17 protein-coding genes and 1 riboswitch are annotated in these 20,612 nt (G+C 42.0%); of the genes, 11 read left to right on the top strand and 6 right to left on the bottom strand.

Annotation, left to right across the window (positions count from 1 at the left end):
* Positions 1-102: 102 nt before the first annotated feature.
* Positions 103-1,158 (top strand): nicotinate phosphoribosyltransferase, encoded by a 1,056-nt coding sequence (locus NXG61_RS01435; protein ID WP_307223746.1) that lies wholly within the window; start codon positions 103-105, stop codon positions 1,156-1,158.
* A 152-nt stretch (positions 1,159-1,310) separates the two neighbouring features.
* Positions 1,311-1,394, top strand: a riboswitch (ZMP/ZTP riboswitch).
* Positions 1,395-1,472: 78 nt separating this feature from the next.
* Positions 1,473-2,687 (top strand): L-lactate MFS transporter, encoded by a 1,215-nt coding sequence (locus tag NXG61_RS01430; RefSeq protein ID WP_307223748.1) that lies wholly within the window; start codon positions 1,473-1,475, stop codon positions 2,685-2,687.
* Between the two features lie 89 nt (positions 2,688-2,776).
* Here the strand turns inward: NXG61_RS01430 and NXG61_RS01425 are convergent, their stop codons facing one another.
* Positions 2,777-4,192: a DASS family sodium-coupled anion symporter gene (locus tag NXG61_RS01425; RefSeq protein WP_196603193.1), complete on the bottom strand. Its 1,416-nt coding sequence runs from the start codon at positions 4,190-4,192 to the stop codon at positions 2,777-2,779.
* A gap of 389 nt (positions 4,193-4,581) precedes the next feature.
* On the opposite strand from NXG61_RS01425, the gene citD reads away from it, so the two are divergent.
* From citD to NXG61_RS01405, 4 genes are all read left to right on the top strand, one after another.
* Positions 4,582-4,857 (top strand): citrate lyase acyl carrier protein, encoded by a 276-nt coding sequence (gene citD / locus NXG61_RS01420; RefSeq protein WP_196603194.1) that lies wholly within the window; start codon positions 4,582-4,584, stop codon positions 4,855-4,857.
* A complete protein-coding gene (locus tag NXG61_RS01415; RefSeq protein WP_231038429.1) occupies positions 4,854-5,765 on the top strand; it encodes an aldolase/citrate lyase family protein in 912 nt (303 codons plus the stop codon). Before citD ends, NXG61_RS01415 begins: the two co-directional genes overlap by 4 nt.
* Positions 5,762-7,318: a citrate lyase subunit alpha gene (citF, locus tag NXG61_RS01410; RefSeq protein ID WP_307223751.1), complete on the top strand. Its 1,557-nt coding sequence runs from the start codon at positions 5,762-5,764 to the stop codon at positions 7,316-7,318. Before NXG61_RS01415 ends, citF begins: the two co-directional genes overlap by 4 nt.
* A 350-nt stretch (positions 7,319-7,668) precedes the next feature.
* On the top strand, positions 7,669-8,532 hold the full coding sequence (locus tag NXG61_RS01405) for a LysR family transcriptional regulator (RefSeq protein WP_196603196.1): 864 nt from the start codon (positions 7,669-7,671) through the stop codon (positions 8,530-8,532).
* 74 nt (positions 8,533-8,606) lie between these two features.
* On the opposite strand, the gene murB is transcribed toward NXG61_RS01405, so the two are convergent.
* The 5 genes from murB to NXG61_RS01380 form a co-directional block, all read right to left on the bottom strand.
* Positions 8,607-9,524, bottom strand: a complete 918-nt coding sequence (gene murB, locus NXG61_RS01400; RefSeq protein ID WP_196603197.1) for a UDP-N-acetylmuramate dehydrogenase — start codon at positions 9,522-9,524, stop codon at positions 8,607-8,609.
* Positions 9,525-9,548: 24 nt separating this feature from the next.
* Positions 9,549-10,034: a tRNA (cytidine(34)-2'-O)-methyltransferase gene (locus tag NXG61_RS01395; protein WP_196603198.1), complete on the bottom strand. Its 486-nt coding sequence runs from the start codon at positions 10,032-10,034 to the stop codon at positions 9,549-9,551.
* A gap of 13 nt (positions 10,035-10,047) precedes the next feature.
* Complete coding sequence (locus NXG61_RS01390; protein WP_196603199.1) at positions 10,048-12,117, bottom strand: polyribonucleotide nucleotidyltransferase; 2,070 nt, start codon at positions 12,115-12,117, stop codon at positions 10,048-10,050.
* 243 nt (positions 12,118-12,360) lie between these two features.
* A complete protein-coding gene (rpsO, locus tag NXG61_RS01385) occupies positions 12,361-12,639 on the bottom strand; it encodes a 30S ribosomal protein S15 (protein ID WP_196603200.1) in 279 nt (92 codons plus the stop codon).
* Positions 12,640-12,789: 150 nt separating this feature from the next.
* Positions 12,790-13,494, bottom strand: coding sequence for a tetratricopeptide repeat protein (locus NXG61_RS01380; RefSeq protein WP_307223758.1), 705 nt, complete (start codon positions 13,492-13,494; stop codon positions 12,790-12,792).
* A gap of 267 nt (positions 13,495-13,761) precedes the next feature.
* On the opposite strand from NXG61_RS01380, the gene NXG61_RS01375 reads away from it, so the two are divergent.
* The 5 genes from NXG61_RS01375 to gyrB all read left to right on the top strand — a co-directional run bounded on the left by NXG61_RS01375 (position 13,762) and on the right by gyrB (position 20,575).
* Entirely contained in the window at positions 13,762-14,889 is a 1,128-nt protein-coding gene (locus tag NXG61_RS01375) for a hypothetical protein (protein ID WP_307223760.1), read from the top strand.
* Positions 14,890-14,964: 75 nt separating this feature from the next.
* Positions 14,965-15,816 carry a PRC-barrel domain-containing protein gene (locus NXG61_RS01370; RefSeq protein ID WP_307223762.1) on the top strand — a complete coding sequence of 284 codons (852 nt, stop codon included), beginning with the start codon at positions 14,965-14,967 and terminating at the stop codon, positions 15,814-15,816.
* A 166-nt stretch (positions 15,817-15,982) separates the two neighbouring features.
* Complete coding sequence (locus tag NXG61_RS01365) at positions 15,983-17,206, top strand: VanW family protein (RefSeq protein WP_432748965.1); 1,224 nt, start codon at positions 15,983-15,985, stop codon at positions 17,204-17,206.
* Positions 17,207-17,313: 107 nt separating this feature from the next.
* Entirely contained in the window at positions 17,314-18,504 is a 1,191-nt protein-coding gene (locus tag NXG61_RS01360; protein ID WP_196603205.1) for an MFS transporter, read from the top strand.
* A gap of 151 nt (positions 18,505-18,655) precedes the next feature.
* On the top strand, positions 18,656-20,575 hold the full coding sequence (gyrB, locus tag NXG61_RS01355) for a DNA topoisomerase (ATP-hydrolyzing) subunit B (protein ID WP_231038441.1): 1,920 nt from the start codon (positions 18,656-18,658) through the stop codon (positions 20,573-20,575).
* The last annotated feature ends 37 nt before the right edge of the window (positions 20,576-20,612 follow it).

Raw genomic sequence — 20,612 nt, 5'->3', positions numbered from 1 at the left:
ATAAGCAGTAAATTATATATAACACACAGTATTGCTGCCATGCCGCATGGGCAGGAGATATTTTAGTACTGTGCATATACCACAATTTTGGGAGGCACTCTGATGGAAAAAAGGCTGGATCCGGATTCTTTTGATTTTCCTGTAGAAAAAATAAAAAAAGGGCTTTACAGCGATATTTATTTTCTGCGTACGCAGGCTATACTTGAGCAGGGCGGAATTAATTCGCATGTTACGGTGCAGGTTTTTCAGCGTGATTATGCAATGCTTTGTGGTATTGATGAAGCTATTGCTCTTATAAAACGATGTTCATATAATCCAAAGGAATTAAAAATAAGGGCTCTGCACGACGGTGATATGATAGCGCCATGGGAAACGATCATGACAATTGAGGGAAATCTGGCAGACTTTATACATTTAGAAACTGTCTATCTTGGCACATTGGCCCGCCGTACTAAAATAGCTACGAATTGCCATCGCGCGGTTGAGGCAGCCAATGGCAAGCCCGTATTATTTTTTCCTTCACGCTTTGATGAGTATACGGTACAGGAAGGAGACGGATATGCAGCGAAGGTCGGAGGCATGAGTAATGTTTCTACTCCTGCTAATGCTATGTGTTGGGGGATTGAGGCTGCAGGTACTATCCCGCATGCTTTGATAGCTGCTTTTGGCGGTGATACCTTAGCGGCGACAAAAGCCTTTGACAAATATATGGATCCGGAGATAAGCCGTATAGCACTTGTTGATTTTAATAATGACTGTGTGAATACGAGTCTGGCGCTGGCTCGTGAATTAGGAGATAAATTAGAAGGTGTGAGACTGGATACATCTGATAAAATGGTTGATGTGTCCCTTATAGGACAGATGGGACATTTTAAACCAACCGGAGTAAATGAGCAGCTTGTGCGCAATGTACGTGAAGCACTTGACAGGGAAGGGTTTGGTCATGTGAAAATAATTGTGTCGGGCGGATTTAATCCTGAACGCATACACCTTTTTGAACAAAATGGTGTACCAGTCGATATTTATGCTGTCGGAAGCAGTATTTTTGCTACAAATGTAGACTTTACAGCAGATGTAGTTCTGCTTGACGGGAAATCATGTGCAAAGGCGGGACGTCAATATATGGACAGTGATCGTCTTGAAAAAGTGGAAATGTAGGCGATAATATGATAGGCTTTGGCGATTTTTTAATTGTGCTATTGATAGGGGCCATGATAGTATACACGTTTGGTGACGATCTGTTTACTTGATTTTAATGCGGGTATTGACTGTATATCAGGGTTTTATTATAATAGATGTGTAAAAGTGAATATGTAATGCAGGACTGACGGATAATGTGGAAATGACCACATGGACTGTGTTGCAGTGATAAGCCGACCGTCTGGGCAGGAGAAATATTCAGCTCAGACGGTTTTTTGTGTCTCACTTTATATTTCTCCTAAATGTTTTCTAGGAAAAGGAGAAAATATATTATGAGAAATCGTTGGCTTATCGCTTTATCTGCAATTGGCATTCACATCTGCATAGGCAGTGTATATGCATGGAGTGTACTTACCAAACCGATAATGCAGCAGATGAATCTTTCCTTAAAGGAAACAACGTGGGCTTTTTCATTGGCAATTTTATTTTTAGGAATGTCGGCAGGTTTCTTGGGAAGCTTTGTTGAAAAATACGGCCCTAAAAAAAGTGGGCTCATGTCAATGATCTTCTTCGGTATGGGAATGTTCGGCACGGCTATGTCCATAAATATGCATAATGTTTTGATGCTTTATATTTTTTATGGCGTGATAGGCGGTATCGGTTTGGGAATAGGATATATAACTCCTGTATCCACACTGGTAAAATATTTTCCCGACAAGCGGGGGTTTGCCACAGGCCTTGCCATTATGGGCTTCGGTTTTGCCAGCCTTATAGCCGGACCGCTTATGCAGTATTTGACCGCTTCATATGGACTAGCAAAAAATTTTTTATTTTTGGGATGTGCATATATGCTCGTTATGGCTTTGTCATCGCTCTATTTGAAACCTCCTGCTGAAAAACCGGAGATAAAAAGTGCAATAAAAAGAAATGAAAAAGGACTGGATGCCCGGCAGGCCGTTCATACGTGGCAGTTTGCTGCTTTATGGTGGATTTTTTTTGTAAATATAACCTGCGGTATAGGATTATTGGCTGTGGCGTCACCTATGGCTCAGGATGTGGCAGGTATGACTCCTGAGATGGCAGCGTCGATGGTGGGGATAATAGGTCTGCTCAATGGGTTTGGGCGTATATTCTGGTCTACTGTTTCTGATTATATAGGCAGGGGCTTCACATATGCAGTATTTTTCATTATAGAAATAATTGCATTTTGGCAGCTTTCGGCGGTGAACGATAGAATTTCTTTTCAGTTGATTGTTTTTCTTATAATAACATGTTATGGCGGCGGTTTTTCTTGCATGCCTGCCTATTTAAGCGATATCTTTGGTACACGGCAGCTTAGTGCTGTCCATGGGCGTGTTTTGACAGCCTGGGGAATGGCCGGGATAACCGGACCGGCATTAGTTTCATGGCTGCGTGAGATTACAGACGGTTATGCGGCGACATTACAGTTTTTCGCTCTGTGTTTTGTATTGAATTTTATAATTGCAATAGTATTAAAATATAAAGGAAATACTTTGGATAAAAGAAAGTTGAATAAGTCTGTGTAATAATATTGATATATATTAATAAAAAATGGTATGATTCAGCGAAACGTGCTGAATCATACCATTTTTTTATTTATGGCACAGATATCTATTTACCAATAACCAAGTACTTTCCACCATACGCCGCCGATGCCAAGCCAGATTATGATATGCATCACAGATACGCCAAAGCCGATAGTCCACCATGTTTTTTGATCAATATAACCCGCACCAAAATATACCGGTGCAGGGCCTGTGCCAAAGTGTGTCAGGCAGCCGCATATATTTGCTGCAATGGCGACTACAAATGCAGAAATAAAGGGTGGTGCTCCAGCAGCCGCACCGAGGGTGATCAAGGCAGCATACATTGCAGTTACGTGTGCAGACATGCTGGCAAAAAAATAATGACTGTATAAATAAATAATAAATGATAGGACTACCGCAGTGATCATGCTTACACCGATCATCTGATTTTCAAGAATAGCAGCAAACCATGGTATAAATCCCAATTTGTTCAGATAGTCAGACATGACTATAACGCCGCCAACCCAGATAAGCGTATCCCATGCTTTTTTTTCACTGATAACATCTTTCCAGGTCAAAACACGGCCTATTAGAAGAATGCATAATCCCATAAACGCTATCAGTGTGGTATCTAAATGAGTTATTGTTGTAGTAGCCCATAAAATTAAAAGCATTACAAAAACGAAGAGAAGAATTTTTTCTCTTATGCACATCGGTCCCATTTCTTCCAGTGCTTTATTGGCAATATTTTTTGCTTCGGGAGTTTTCTTTATTTCAGGAGGGTAGAATTTATAAAGGACATAAGGAATAATTATCAGAGCCGCTATGCCGGGGACAGAAGCTGCCACGAACCAACCGATCCATGTAATGTCAATATCGAAAACTTTTTTCGCCATAGCGACGGCTATGGGATTTCCTACCATTGCAGTTAAAAATAAGGCAGATACAACTAAATCAAGATGAAATATGCAGGCCATCAGATATGCTCCGAGCCTGCGCGGACTCTCATCAGCTTTCGAATCGAAAGCATGGGCCAGACTCTGCACGATAGGGAAAATCAGTCCGCCTGCCCGCGCTGAGTTGGAAGGAATAGCAGGTCCGATAATGACATCACTCAAAGCCAGTGAATAGACAAGCTTCAAACTGCTGTCACCGAAAGCTCTCATTGCCAGGTATGCTATACGGCGGCCAAGACCGGTTATAATGAATGCCCTTGCCAACAGGAACGCAGAGACAATCAACCAAACTGTATTGCCGCTGAAGGCTGATAATACCTGCGAGAATTTCATCACACCTGTTAACGCACACAACACCAGCGCGATCAGAGCGATAGTGCCCAGCTCTATGGGCTGCAGAATAAAACCTACTACTGTTCCTAAAAAAATAGCAAATAAGTGCCATGCTGCCACACTTAACCCATCTGGCGGAGGAATTATAAAACCCACTGCGACTACGCCGATTGTAAGAACAGCACTGATGAATTTTTTGCTGCTTAAAAATGACATGATCTCACTCCTCAATATACGATTTTAAATTTTTGGAAAATTATTATCAATAATTCAAAGTAATTTTATGATATAAATAATCAATGGAAGTGTAAAATATAAAAATATGATTGCTGACGATTAGATAATTTTATAAAATTGATATTTCAATGTTAACTCGGTCAATCATATAATGATTAATATTTGCTATTATATTATTTGCTTTTTTTATGAATGAAAATTCAATTTTTAAATTTTACAGATATTTTTTTGTGTTTTATACTAAAAAATAGTAATACAAATTAAAAATTCTATTATTATTCTTCAAACAGGATAAAGGCAAAATGAAATTTGGAATATATTTTAGAGGAAAGATCATTGGATAGTGATGATTTTTAGGAGGGGACGCCATGATAAAAGTATTAAAAAAAACCGCCCAAGCAGGATTTGAAGAAAAAAATGACCTGATAGTAGAGGTTTCTCCACTGCAGGCTGAAAGCGGAATAATTATTGAATTGCAGTCACCGGTAAAGAATCAATACGGCAGTCATATTGAAACATTGATAAAAGATACGGTAGCAGCTGAGGGTTTTTCTGATGTTCAAGTCAACGTATCGGATAAAGGCGCATGGGATTATACGATAAAGGCAAGGATAATTGCCGCACTTGAAAGGGGGATGGCATGATGAATGATCCGAAGACAAGACTGCGCAGGACAATGATGTTTGTGCCGGGCAACAGTCCTAAAATGATCAATTCAGCGGATATTTACGGAGCGGACAGTCTTATGTTTGATGTGGAAGATGCCATTGCCGTCACGGAAAAAGATACGGCAAGATATCTTGTTGCCAATGCATTAAAAACACTTAAGTTCCATTCGGAAACTGTGGTAAGAATAAATCACCCTACACAAACGCCTTTTGGCATCGATGATTTGAAAGTGATTTTACCGGCGAAACCGGATATGATACGTCTGCCAAAAGTGGAAGATGTTTCCGAGGTAGAATTGGTCACAGGTGAAATTGAACGAGTTGAAAAGGAAAACGGCTGGCCGGAAGGCACAATAAATATTATCGGCGCTATCGAAAGTGTCAAGGGGCTTTATAATGTAAGAGAAATCTGCAGGCATCCGCGTTTGATCGCCATTGCATTAGGTGCCGAGGATTTTATAGCCAATTTGAAAACCCAGCGGACCAAAACGGGAATAGAACTTTACTATGCTCGTTCTCAGATATTAATGGCGGCACGCGACGCTGAAATTCAATGTATGGATACGGTATTCTCAGATGTGAGAGATATGGAAGGGTTTGAACGTGAGGTGACTAACAGCCGCGATATGGGATTTGACGGTAAGTCTGTCATACATCCAAAGCAAATTACGGAAGTTCATCGTATCTATACCCCGGATGATAAACAGTTGACACATGCACTTAAAGTTTTGGCGGCGTTTGATGATTCTCTTAAAAATCATAAAGGAGTGCTGGCTGTCGATGGCAAGATGATCGACGGGCCTATTGTCGTCAGGGCACAGCGCATAGTCGATCAGGCGAAGGCAGCAGGGATTGATGTTGAAAAAAAGAGGGAAGAAATATGAAAAATGCAGTAGGACGTGAAATCCCGGCTCATATTTCGGGAATAAGTAACACAAGACTCTATGAAGGCACCAGTGCGTATAATCCTGCACATACCGGGGCGGGTAAAAAGCTTCGTGCGGGAAAACCACATACAGATAAAATTTTAAAATCAATAGATGAGGCAATAGAAAAAACAGGTTTGAAAAACGGGCAGACTATTTCTTTTCATCATCATCTACGCAACGGTGATTATGTAATGAAAATGGTGATGGAATGTATTGCCGCAAAAGGAATAAAGGATATTACCATTGCGTCCAGCTCGCTTAGTCCATGTCATGACTTTTTGATAGATTATATTAGGGACGGCACAGTGACAGCTCTGGAATCCAGCGGACTCAGAGGACAATTGGGAAAATATTTGACAAAAAATCCGGGGGCTTTAAAAAAGCCGACAATAATACGTTCGCATGGTGGGAGAGCCAGAGCAATTGAAGCGGGTGAACTGCATATTGATACGGCGTTTATGGCCGCACCGACATGTGACAGACAGGGGAATGCTACGGGGCGCATCGGCAAATCAGCGTTTGGGTCCATGGGATATGCCATGATCGATGCCGCTTATGCGGATAAGGTGGTGCTGATCACGGATAATCTTGTGAATGACCCGGTATATCCGTATAGTATTCCGCAGACACAGGTGGATTATATCGTTCCGGTGGAAGCGATAGGTGATCCTGAAGGCATCGCATCGGGAGCAATACGCATAACTAAAAGTCCCACACAATTGCTCATAGCTGAATATGCGGCTGAAGTGATGGATGAAACGGGTGTTTTGAAGGATGGTTTTTCCATGCAGATGGGCAGCGGCGGAGCTTCTTTGGCAGCGGCCAAATTTATCCGTGAAAAAATGGAAGATCAGAATATTACGGGCAGTTTTGGTATAGGCGGTATAACTGGGATTTTTGCCGATATGCTTAAGGACGGGCTGTTTAAGGCTTGTTATGATGCTCAGACTTTTGATACGACTGCCGTAAAGTCATTATCGGAAAATCCTAATCATATTGAAATATCCGCTTCTTTTTATGCCAATCCATGGAATGCCGGACCAATAGTAAATGATCTTGATGTGGTAATATTGAGCGCCACGGAAGTTGATCTTGATTTTAACGTAAATGTTATCACTGATTCCAATGGTATATGCATGGGTGCATCGGGCGGGCACAGCGATACTGCGGCAGGAGCGGCACTTACTATTATTGTTGTGCCCTTGATACGGGGCAGACTGCCAATGATCAGAAATCATGTCCAAAATGTTGTCACACCGGGAGATGACGTGGATGTCATCATCACTGAAAGAGGGCTTGCCATTAACCCTAAACGCACAGATCTAATTGAAAAACTCAAAGACAGCAAGCTGCCCATAATGAAGATCGAAGATCTGCAGCAGCTGGCATATGCTTTTGTCGGCAAACCGGAGGAAATAAAATTGAGCGATGATGATAGGGATATAGTGGCTGTGGTAGAATATAGAGACGGCAGTATACTTGATGTGATCCGTAAGCCGTTGGTTTGAATTTTCTTTCAGACTGGGACAGGATAAAAGTGTCAGCGTTTTGATAGTCTGGGAAGCTGAGTATATTGACTGCTGTAAAACAAATCAAGGGTATCAGTTATTTATGACACCGTATGAATAAAGATTTGTTTTCCAGCAGTCTTTTCTGCGTGATGAAAAATCAGCGCACATTGCCAGCTCAGCGGCAAATTAATCAGGGGACTTAAGCCCCAGTGATTAATTTGCACTGCGCGTCCATGCGGACAGACTAATTAAATCAGTGTTTTCCTGATTATAGGGAAAGAGGAGTTCCTTATCGGAATACCGAATTTAAAATGAAAGTAAATTATTTAAAGGCAGTTGAATTTTAAATGGAAGATCGGGATTGGCAGATAATTCAAAGGATATATATAGAAAAAAATATAACTAAGGCCGCACAGGCATTATATATGTCGCAGCCGGCGCTGACTGCCCGTTTGCAGCATATTGAACGTGAATTCAATGTGCGGATTGTTCACCGCAGTACGAGAGGCATTCAATTCACACCGGAAGGGGAATACCTCGTTGAAAAGGCCGCGCAGATGACGGATCAAATGCGGCATATAAAAAATGAAGTGCAGGAGCTTTTCAGTGAAAATGCCGGGACATTGGAGATAGGGGCGTCAAATTATCTTACTATGTATGTTTTACCTGTATTGCTTGAACAATTTAAAAAAAAGTATCCTGCGGTAAAATACAGAGTAGTAACAAGCTGGAGCAAAAACATTTTTACATTACTCTATAATCAAAAAATACAAGTGGGTTTTGCCAGTATAGATTATGGCGGGTGTAAAAATAAGCATCTGATGTTTGAAGAGCCCGTGTATATGGTTTACAGAGAACCTTTTGCTATGAGTGACTTGCCCGAACTGCCGCGGATAGAGTATGACAGCGATTATCTGCTGAAAGGGCAGTTGGACAAGTGGTGGAGGGAAAATTTTAAGAAACCACCCCAGGTAAGTATGCATGTGTCAAATTTAGAGAACTGCAAACGAATGGTTGTTCATGGACTGGGATATGCTCCTTTACCGGCGCATATTATCAGGGAGCACAATGATATACTGCACAGGCTGACAATAGTAGAAAAATCAGGTGATCCTATAACACGAAAAACTTGGATGATTCATAGTGATCTCAATAATGATATGCCGATTGTCAAATTGTTTGTTGACTTTGTGAAAGAATACACATTGTAATAAAAAACTTATGCCGGCGATATAAAATCGCCGGCATAAGTTTTTGATGTGACTGTAAATAATCAACAGGATAATTATTTTTCACCTATAAGGCGCACTTCGGGATAAAGCTTTACACCGTGTTTCTCATAAACGCGGCGCTGAACTTCAGCTATCAAGCGCAAAACATCTTCGGCAGTGGCGTTGCCGGTGTTGACTACAAAACCGGCGTGCTTGTCAGAAATTTGTGCACCGCCGACACAAAAGCCTTTAAGGCCTGTTTGATCTATCAAAGTGCCTGCATAGTATCCTGGCGGACGCTTAAATGTAGAACCGGCACTGGGCAGCTCTAAAGGCTGTTTACTTTCTCTTTTTTCGGTGAGATCATCCATAAGAGTAATGATCTCATTCTTCTTTCCTTTTTGCAAGGTGAATTCTATTTCACAGATTATATTTTCGTTTTCTTGAAAAATACTGTGCCTATAGCCAAAATCCAGAGCGGAAGCATCGTAGCGGACGATGCTTCCATTTTTATTCACAGCTTTCACAGCCGTTACAATGTTTTTGATTTCGCCGCCATAAGCGCCGGCGTTCATGTATATTGCACCGCCGATACTGCCGGGGATGCCAACGGCAAATTCGAGACCTGTCAGGAGATGTTCTGCAGAAAATTTAGCGGCATCACTTAAAAGAGCACCGCAGCCAGCGTAAAGTTTTTCTCCTTCGCAGTGCAAGCCGGACATTTCAGCGCCAAGCTTAATTACTATGCCGCGGATCCCTTTATCGAGAACCAGAATATTTGACCCATTGCCGATTATCGTGCACAAAACAGCGTATTCATTAACCAGCTGCATGATTTTTTCCACTTCATTTATGGAAGCCGGCAGAACAAGACAATCAGCCGGACCACCGATTTTAAAAGTGGTTTGTTCGGACATGGGGGCATCGATCAGAATCCGTTCGGCAGGAAGAAAAGTTTTTAGTTTTGCTATACAATTGTCAAGACTGGGCAATTAACTCATTCCTTACGTTGCAGTTCAAATTTTCCTCAGATAATCGCTGGATTTCTTCAAAGCAGTGAATGATTGCTGCCTGAGTGCCTCATAGACCACTATGGATACAGAGTTTGAGAGGTTTAAGGAGCGGGCCTCTGCTATCATTGGGATGCGGACACAGCAATCAAGATGATCTTTTAAGATAGCTTCCGGGATGCCGGCATCTTCTCTGCCGAAGACCAGCATATCATCTTTTCCGTATGCAGCATCTGTATAGGTGCCGGGTGCTTTAGTAGAGAGATAATGATAGGATGAAGAGGGATAAAGAGACAGTACTTCTCCGAAATTTTTGTGGTAATGTATTTTTAATAAATGCCAATAGTCAAGTCCTGCACGTTTCAAGTGCTTGTCATCTGTAGAAAAACCAAGCGGTTCGACGAGATGGAGTTCACAGCCTGTGGCTGCGCACAGACGTGCTATATTGCCTGTGTTTGGCGGTATCTGCGGTTCGATAAGTACTATATGCATTTTCTGACCTGCCTTACAATAATACCTTATGGGAAAGATTGACTCGTCCCTGTCCGTCTATTTCTGTGACCTTGACTTCAAATTCATCGCCGATGCTTACGACATCTTCCACTTTGCCTACGCGCTTGGTATCAAGCTGGGAGATATGACATAAACCTTCTTTGCCGGGAAGAACTTCCACGAAAGCGCCAAAATTCATTATACGTGTAACTTTTCCCTTGTAAACAGCACCGACCTCTACTTCTCTGGTCAGCTCTTTTATTATGTCGACAGCTTTTTTGGCGCTGTCCTGACTTACTGCTGTTATGCGGACAGTACCGTCGTCCTCAATGTCTATCTGTACGCCGGTTTCATCGATGATTTTTTTGATGATTTTGCCGCCCGGCCCGATCACATCACGTATTTTATCAACAGGAATGTTAATTGTCGTGACACGCGGAGCGTAAGGTGAAAGTTCTTTGGCCGGTTCGTCAATGGCTTCCATCATTTTTGCGAGTATGTGGGCGCGACCGCGTTTTGCCTGCTCCAAAGCAGACGCAAGAATCTCACGTGTTATTCCGGTAAGCTTTATGTCCATTTGAATAGCTGTTACACCGTCTTTAGTGCCGGCTACTTTGAAGTCCATATCACCAAGTGCATCTTCCATGCCTTGGATGTCAGTGAGAATAGTATAGGCATCACCGTCTTTTACCAAGCCCATAGCAACACCTGATACCGGTTTTTTTATCGGAACACCGGCATTCATAAGAGAAAGTGTGCTGCCGCACACACTGCCCATAGAACTGGAGCCGTTCGATTCCAGAATTTCGGAAACTAACCGGAGTGTGTAGGGAAATTCATTTTCTGAGGGGATTACAGGAACAAGTGCTCTTTCCGCAAGGGCACCGTGGCCTATTTCGCGTCTTCCGGGGCTGCGCATGGGACGTGCTTCACCCACGCTGTAACCGGGGAAGTTATAGTGATGGATATAGCGTTTGGATGTTTCTGTTCCCACACCATCGATGATCTGTTCATCACCCAGCGGTCCAAGCGTAGTGACCGTGAGTACCTGCGTCTGACCACGGGTGAAAAGACCGGAGCCGTGTGCGCGGGGTAGAAGTCCGACTTCACAGCTTACAGGACGTACCTCATCAACTTCACGTCCGTCCGGACGGATTTTTTCATGAGAGATCATTTTGCGGACTATTTCCTTTACGAGTTTATGCAAAACAGCACTTATTTCCATGGAGGAATCAGGATATTCTTCCAGAAAATGTTCAAGAGCCTCTGCTTTTACCTGAGCAATATGTTCATCACGGCGCAGTTTATCACTGTCACGTACAGCTGCGTTGAGCTTATCATGGGAATATTCACGTACTTTATTTACTATTTCCTCTTCAGGCTGGAATAGTTTAATATTGCGCTTTTCTTTGCCGCATGTTTCTACCATATTCTGCTGGAATTCTACCAGTTTCTTTATTTCCTGATGACCGAACATGATCGCATCCAGGATAACTTCTTCCGGTAATTCATTGGCGCCGGCTTCAACCATCATGACGGCATCGTGTGAACCGGCAATTGTGAGGTTAAGGTCTGACTTCTCTCTTTCCTCTACAGTAGGGTTGACAATAAATTTGCCGTCTATGCAGCCGATACGTACACCTGCAATAGGACCCTTAAAAGGAATATCAGAAATGGAAAGGGCAGCCGAAGCACCGATCATGCCGGCTATTTCGGGGGGATTATCCTGGTCTACAGATAAAACGGTAGCTACTATCTGTATATCATTTCTGAATCCATCGGGAAAAAGAGGCCGTATAGGCCGGTCAATAAGCCGGCTGCATAAAATAGCGGATTCTGAAGGACGACCTTCTCTTTTGATGAAACCGCCCGGAATCTTACCGACAGCGTACATTTTTTCTTCATAATCAACCGTCAGAGGAAAAAAGTCTATTCCCTCACGCGGCTCGGCGGATGCTGTGGCTGTGACAATGACGACTGTCTCACCGTAGCGTACGAGTACGGCACCATTCGCCTGCTTGGCCATTTTTCCGGTTTCTATGACGAATTTACGTCCACCAAGTGTAGTTTCAAAACTGTGCATAATATACCTCCTAAATAACTTGTTGCAGCAATTGTGCACAGTAAACAGTGAAATATCTGCTTAATAAATAGAATCAAACAAACATTTCACTATCCACTGGACACACTGCAAAATCATGTAAAATATAAAAAGCGGGGACTGGTCCATTATACAAATAGACAACAGCCCCGCTTTTTCGATAATCGCTAATGTCGGCTCGTATAACTGATTTTGAAAAATCGAACAAAATTAGATTTCAGATAATTATCTTTTGTTAGCTTTGCCGATATTCAATTTCTTTAAAATAGCACGGTAACGTTCAACATCATTATCATATAAATAAGCTAAAAGTCTGCGGCGGTGACCAACCATTTTAAGAAGGCCACGGCGTGAATGGAAATCTTTTTTATTGGCTTTTAAATGATCTGTCAAATAAAGTATGCGTGCGGTCAGAAGAGCGATCTGCACTTCTGGTGATCCGGTGTCGCCCTCGTGAGTTGAATTGTCTTGAATAATCTGTAATTTTTGTTCCTGTGTAAGCATTAAAATCCTCCTAAAATTTTCATTCCTGTTGACCAGGCAGCCGTTGGAGTTGTCGGCAACCGCGTCAAAGGAGATATATTATTTCTTAAAAAATATATCACAAAATGAAGCAACTGTAAACAAAAATATATTGAATGTAATGGATGTTCTTTAAATATCCCATTTGACAGATGACGGGAGAGGCGTGGATAAATCGATCTGCTGGAGTATCCATGAAGCATTATCATGCGTTGCGCTCATTGCATCTTCTAGGGCACTTTTATTTTTCATTGGCACATCCATATAGGATAAAGCTTTTTTCATCATTTCGACAGAATCTGTTGTATGAAAATTAGCCGCTGCAATCTGGGCCAAAAAACGATAGCCATAATAAAGATAGCTGATATGTTTTACAGGTAAATTCGCGTAGGCAGTTATTTTGTCTTCTACTTCATCTGCAGCAAGATCTGTTTTGTGCAGCCGGGTAAGAATATTCCAGCGATCGGCCCATAGTTCGCCTCGCAAGATATATTTGTATAAAAAATCATTTTCCTCGGCAAGCTCTATAGCTTTGTTAATATAAATAAGTGCATGGTCAAGTTCCTTTTCATCGAGCATGATCATGCTCAGATGCTGCAACGCATAAAGTTTCTCTTCTATATCCTCTCCGCTGTTCTCATCCGGTTCTGTTTCAACTACTGAGCGGAACAGCTCTACGGACTCTGATTTTTTGTTAAACTCCGGCAGAACAAGAAAATGGGCAAGCCGGGCCCTTGCATGCCAATCATCAAAACCTCCGGCAAACAGCGCGGCAGGTGGTTTTGCTTTGGAATCCATTATAAGATGGGTCAGTTCATGAAATTTATTACTGTTCATAAAAAAGCTCCTTCTGGTACGTATGTTCGGAAATTGAAAGGAAAATGCTGCATTAAAAGAAAGCGTCAGCGGAGAAAAACTTTTAAATTATTATAGCATATATATAACTATAACTGAAAGATTATCTGAACTATACAATTGCAAAATCCATGTATACGTTGTAAAATAAAATAGTTGATTTATAGTTTGATAATTTTGTTGATTATCCCCGCTTATGGGGCTGCTTTATATTTGAAAGTAAATTCCGTCTGCAAGGTTGTGAATAAAATGCTGACAGTATTTTTAGGAACAGCTTTAATGGTAGTTTTAACCAGTGTTTTTTTTATATACAGTTTTTTTGCTTTATGCAAAATACAGCTGGAATTGAAGGCTATATCATTAGCGGCAGTTATGCCGTTTTTGTTTATATTTGCTGCATGGCCTCTGACCAGATATATTGAGGTGCCATACTATGCTCTTATAGCGGCAGTTGTTTTTCTGACAGCGTTTGCGGCCACGTTTTATAATAAAAAACTTGTTGAAGATAAAAAAAACTTTAGCAAAAGTCAGAACGAGATGGTTGCGTATGGGCATACTGTTCCTCTCTGGGAAAAATTACCGGTAATGGTAAGCAATCCTCAAAAAATCATTATTGAAAATTTGTGTTATAAAAATGGAAAAACAATCAGAACAGATCATCAGGATAATATTTTACATAATATACCCGATCAAGAGAAAATCAGGCATATGCGTACGACGCTGTCAGATAAATTTTACACGATGAGGGCTTCGCTGTGCAGCGGTACAGATGCAGCTGATACCAGAACTATCAGAAACAAACTGTATTATCCGGTGGTGCTGAGGCAAAAAATGGATCTGAGTATGCAGGGGTGCGGGTACTGCTTTATGAAGAAGGCAGCAATAGTACGGAGCACCATTGCCAGATATAAGCTGCCGGTACCGCTGGACAGAGCGGAAGTTCATACTGTAGCACTTTATCTTCCGGATAGAAAAAAAGAAAAGGTAGCGGCTTTGGTGGCAGGGGTGCATTCCATAGATGAAATTCTCAATTATGTGTATGAGCAGAATGAGAAAAAAGAATATGCAGCTTCTCTGTATGCATTGAAGTGCAGCCTGCCTAAATACAGGGAAAGTGCCTATGCCCCTTTTATATGCATTGAAATAAGCAATATTTATAAAAAATTCGGAGCATTTATCAAGGCAATGGTTATATTGATGGCGGCTCTTCATCTGCCGGCGGTATGCGAGGATATTTCTATGCGGCAGGGCTTTGAAAAACAGATTGCTTATTTACAGAAGCTTGTGCATATTTTGGCTGATGCCGGTATGATCATGACACCTTTTGGAGAAATACCGGGAAAATATTTTACAGAAGCGGAAATATATAATAGATAATAATTTCTGAATTCAGGCTGAGCAATATTGTCTGGCTGCCGGAAATTTACTTAAAAAACGGAGGGACTCTATTAAATGAAAAAGAGTGAAGAATTTTTGGGATTGCCCATTATCAGTATTACAGAAGGCCGTGAATTGGGAACAAGCAAATCCCTCTTAATTGACGCTGAACATGGCAGCATAGCTGCTATAGTTATTGAAGATGAAGATTGGTACCGTGGAGTTAAGCTCCTGCCCTATCCCTCTGTTGTAGCAATAGGGCATGATGCAGTTACTATCACCAGCAGTGAAGATATACTTATATTGGATGATGCTGTTGAATATGAACCGTTTCTTGATCAAAACATACGTATTATAGGTACAAAGGCGATAACCAAGGGAGGAACTATCCAAGGTGTTGTATCGGATATATTTATTGATGACAACGGGAAAATAGCTAAAGTGGTTCTGGGACAGGAAGCAGATACGCAAAAGGAAATAACAGCTGAGGAAATATCGATTTTTGGCAGAGAAGTTACGATTATTGATAGTGCCGTTCCCGGCAAAACGCCTGTTCAAGAAAAGCAACAGGTATCGGTGCAGGCTAAGGATGCGCCAAAGCCTGCAGTACAGCAGCCAAAATCCCCAAAAATAGCAGAACCGGCAGCTGCCGTTGAAAAAAAGGAAGAAGAAAAAACGGTTAAACCAGAAGTAAAAAGCTCACCGACCCCAGGAGCTGTTCCCGTTGAAAAGGAAACCCCTTCTGTCACTGCCAGCTCTGCGGAAGATAGGCATCGCCGCTTTTTGCTCGGGAAAAAAGCGACAAAACGGATTACTACGGACAACGGCATAGTCATTGTCGAAGAAGGTGCGGATATTACGGAAGAAGTTTTGCAAAAGGCTAAATTAGCTAATAAGTTTATAGATCTGTCTATGAATGTAAAATAAAATCCCACCTTTAGGAAAATTCTGTCGGAATGTGATTTGTCATAAATTTCGACAGGTAATGTATGCTTTTCTGAAAGAGTATGTTGGCGATAGATCTCTATTTATGAAAGCTCCTGCGAAAACAGGGGCTTTTTATAATCTGCAAGTGATTGTGGGAGTGGTTTTTTTGTATGGACATTATAAATCAATAATCATAGTGGTGGTTTTATCTGTCTTTTTGGTAGCAATATGTTCATCGGCATTAGCTATAAAAAATGCACCGGGGATCGCCTATGGAGTTCATTCAGGAGATGTTGATCTAGCCGGGCTGGATGAACGGACTGCTGCCAAAAATATTTCTGAAAAGTTTATGAAGGAAACTGAAAACGGCGTTATTATACTTAATTATGACGGTAAATCATGGACGATAAAGCCTGATGACATAGCTTTGATCTGTGACAACGGTAAAACAGCTGAAATGGCAGCAGCTGTTGGAGTGAGCGGCAATTTTTTTAAAGATGTTTTTGATAAGTTCATCTGCACCTACCAGGGGAAAAATGTACCACTGCAAATAACGTATGATCAAAATAAATTGAATTCCATCATTACCAGACTGGCCTCATCTATCAATAAAGAACCTGTTGATGCATATGCTTATACCGATGGCACTGCCGTCGGTATAAAAGGAGAAAAAGAAGGGAAAAAGATAGATGAAAAGCAGCTGACGGACATTATCAATGAAAAAATTGAGTCGGGGATTTATCCTCAAACTTTAGATATCCCGGTCAGTATCACAAAAGCAGCTGTGGAAGCCGGAGCCCTTGAGCAGATAGATACGGTGCTGGCAGCTTATACGACACATTTCAACACCGGCGATGTCAATAGAAGTGCAAATGTGGCGCTTGCCGCTAAAAATCTTTCGGGAACGCTGCTTACGTCAGGAACAGTTTTTTCTTTTAACAAAACTGTCGGGCCAAGGCTTGCCGCAGCCGGGTATCGTGAAGCTCCTGAGATCATAAATGGCAAGGTCGTTCCGGGCATCGGCGGCGGAGTATGTCAGGTCAGTTCTACTCTTTATAATTCTATTTTGCAGGCTGGTCTTACACCTGTTGAGCGGACAGAGCATTATCTGCCCGTCGATTATGTGCCGCGTGCTTTTGATGCCACGGTAGCTGATGGATTCATAGATTTTAAATTCCGAAATAATCTTAAACATAGTGTATATATTTCTACAAGGACAGAGAATGGTGCACTGACAATTTTTATCATTGGCAGTAGTGATGATAAGGCGCAGGCAGCCGGGATAACACTGAAAAACTATTATAATGGTGATGGTTCGGTATCTGCTTATCGAATCTACAGACAAAATGGTAATATTGCCAAAAAAGAATTTTTGCATACGGACAACTAATAGAGATAATAGTAGCTGTGGCTCAAACGCAAAATTATTTTATGAAGAAGCGGCAGAAGCTGGATTAATGAAGAAAGAATAAAAAAGTATCTGAAGGGAGATATTTTATGCAAACGAGACGAAGCTGGAAGATCGTCTTGGCTATTTTAACCTGTAACGTGGTTTTGATGTCAGCAAGTTATACTATGCTTATCCCATTTTTGCCTCTTTACTTGATAAAAGAGCTGGGTGTGGCACAGTCAGATGTGAATATGTGGAATGGTGTGATTTTTTCCGTGTCTTTTTTTATAGGGGCGATCATGGCACCTATCTGGGGAAAAATATCCGATAAAAAAGGACGTAAACTGATGGCGGTGCGTTCAAGTATAGGGCTGGCTATTACATATTTTCTGGGAGGTATTGTTACATCACCGGAACAGCTTTTCATGGTGAGAGTCCTTCAGGGATTTGCGGCGGGACTATGGGCTTCAGAACTGGCTATTGTATCGGCATCGGTACCGGCGGAAAAAATGGGACTGAGTCTGGGAATTATGCAGGCAGCGCTGACCAGCGGCGGTGTAATAGGTCCGCTGCTGGGCGGAGTGCTGGCAGAGGTATTTGGTATGAGAGCATCCTTTATGATAGCAGGCGGAGCCTTGTTCACTATATCCTTGATAACTATTTTTTTTGTTCAGGAACCACCGCGTGAAGCAGGAGATGTCGTGGACAGAAAATCGGTCAACCAAATGGAGCTGCTGAAAGAACCTGTCATAAGACAAATGCTTATTCTGGCTGTTCTGGTGCAGATGGTGATTTTGATTCTGCAGCCGATAATAACTTTATATGTAGCACAGCTGCGCGGCAGCATGGAGAATATAGTATTGATTGCCGGAGCCGTTTTTTCTCTTGGGGGGATTGCTGCCTCCATTTCGGCGCCTGTATGGGGGAGAATGGGACAGAAAAAATCATTTGGCAAGATAATGTATGTGGCTATGGGCGGAGCAGGCATTTGTATGCTTATACAGGCGATTCCCAATAATTTGTTCCAGTTTGCTGTGATGCAGTTTGCCGGTGGATTATTTTTTGCCGGCATCAATCCATCTATTAGTGCAGTGCTGGCAAGTAATACAGGAAGCTCGGTCAGAGGCAGTATCTTCGGCATGCTGTTTTCCGCACAGCAGCTTGGTTCTATGGCAGGACCTCTGCTGGGAGGAGCCGTTGGCACATATTGGGGATTGAAAGAAGTTTTTGTTGTGGCAGGTGCTATTATGATATTGACGAGTACTTTTGTATGTTTTACCCGGAAAGAGATATATTGAAAATACTGTTGGGCAGGAGAGCCTGTTTGATAAAAACCTTAAAAAATGATAAAATGTTAAGTATATAAATTAGAAGGATGATGTTATGAGCTTAGATGAAAATAAAAATGATCCGATTGATTTATCCGATATAAAAATAAATCATGAAGAAATGAGCAGTGAAGTAACGGCCGTAAAAAGCAAGTATGATGCAAAGCAGATTCAGGTGCTCGAGGGTCTTGAGGCCGTGCGGAAGCGGCCTGGTATGTATATCGGCGATCAATCGTCTCACGGGCTGCATCATCTGGTATCTGAAGTGGTTGACAACAGTATAGATGAAGCCTTGGCTGGATATTGCACACATATTGAAGTTACAATTCATAAGGATAACAGTATAACTGTATCTGATAACGGCAGAGGGATACCTATTGATATGCATGAAAGTGGTAAACCTGCCGTTGAAGTTGTATTGACTATTCTCCATGCCGGCGGTAAATTCGGCGGCAGTGGGTACAAGGTTTCAGGTGGGTTGCATGGTGTCGGTGTATCAGTAGTCAATGCATTGAGCAGGGAAATGGATGTGCGGGTAAAGCGTGGCGGAAAAATATACGGTATATCCTTCGCTTATGGAATGACTAAGGTTCCTTTGCATGAAATAGGCACAACTGAAACGACTGGAACCACAGTCCGCTTCCAACCGGATGACACTATTTTTACGGAAACGGTATATGATTACGATATTTTAAAACAGCGTTTGCGGGAATTGGCTTTTCTAAATTGCGGTATTCATATAACACTCACAGATGAACGCGATGAATCGGACAGAACAGAAGTATTCTACGATGAAGGCGGCATTTCTTCTTTTGTAAAATATCTTGACCGTAATAAAGATATTTTAAGTGAGGAGCCTGTCTATTTTAATGGGCAGAAGGACGATACTATTGTTGAAATAGCATTGCAGTATACTACAAGTTATTCTGAAAATATTTATGGTTATGTAAACAATATTCATACGGAAGAAGGCGGTACACATCTTGCTGGCTTCAAAAGCGCGCTTACGCGCGCAGCCAATGATTTTGCACGCAAACAGAATATTTTGAAAAATAATGATTCAGCTCTAAGCGGTGAAGATGTACGCGAAGGGATAACCTGTATCATTAACCTTAAAGTACGGGAACCGCAATTTGAAGGACAGACTAAGACTAAACTCGGTAATTCCGATGTGCGCGGAATAGTGGACTCTATTGTAACAGAAGGATTAAACGAGTATTTTGAGGAAAATCCTGCTATTACAAAAAAAATAATTGAGAAATCAATCATGGCATCACGGGCGCGTGAGGCCGCCAGAAAAGCACGTGATCTCACACGTCGTAAAAATGCATTGGAAGTAAGTTCTCTGCCGGGGAAACTGGCCGATTGTTCGATAAAGGACCCTATGCAGGCGGAAATATACCTGGTCGAAGGTGACAGCGCCGGCGGATCTGCGAAGCAGGGACGTGACCGTCGTTTTCAGGCTATCCTGCCTTTGCGAGGCAAGATACTCAATGTTGAAAAAGCACGGCTTGACAGAATTTTGAATAACGAAGAAATCAGGACGATGATAACTGCTTTCGGCAGCGGTATCGGTGAGGATTTTGACATAGAAAAAAGCCGCTACGGCAAGATAATTATCATGACGGATGCTGATGTGGACGGTGCTCATATACGTACATTGCTGTTGACTTTTTTCTATAGGTATATGCAGCCTTTGATCAAGAACGGCCGTGTGTTTATTGCACAGCCGCCTTTATATCAGGTAAGGAAGGGCCGGCAGCATTGGTATACTTACAGCGATGAGGAATTGTCGCTGAAACTGGATGAAATAGGCAGAGACGGTATAACTGTGCAGCGCTATAAGGGCCTCGGTGAAATGAATCCTGAGCAGCTTTGGGAGACTACTATGGACCCTGAGGGAAGAACTGTTCTGCGCGTTGATCTGATGCAGGCTGAAGAGGCAGACAGTATTTTTTCCGTGCTGATGGGGGATAAAGTTGAGCCGCGCCGCCGTTTTATTGAGGAACATGCAGATTTAGTACGCAATCTTGATTTGTAACCTTTATATCTGATTAGATTCCGTGTTGACAACCATA

This window comes from Pectinatus haikarae, from assembly GCF_050916305.1.
In the GTDB taxonomy this organism is placed as follows: Bacteria; Bacillota; Negativicutes; order Selenomonadales; family Selenomonadaceae; genus Pectinatus; species Pectinatus haikarae.
This window is presented reverse-complemented; position numbering and strand designations above follow the sequence as displayed.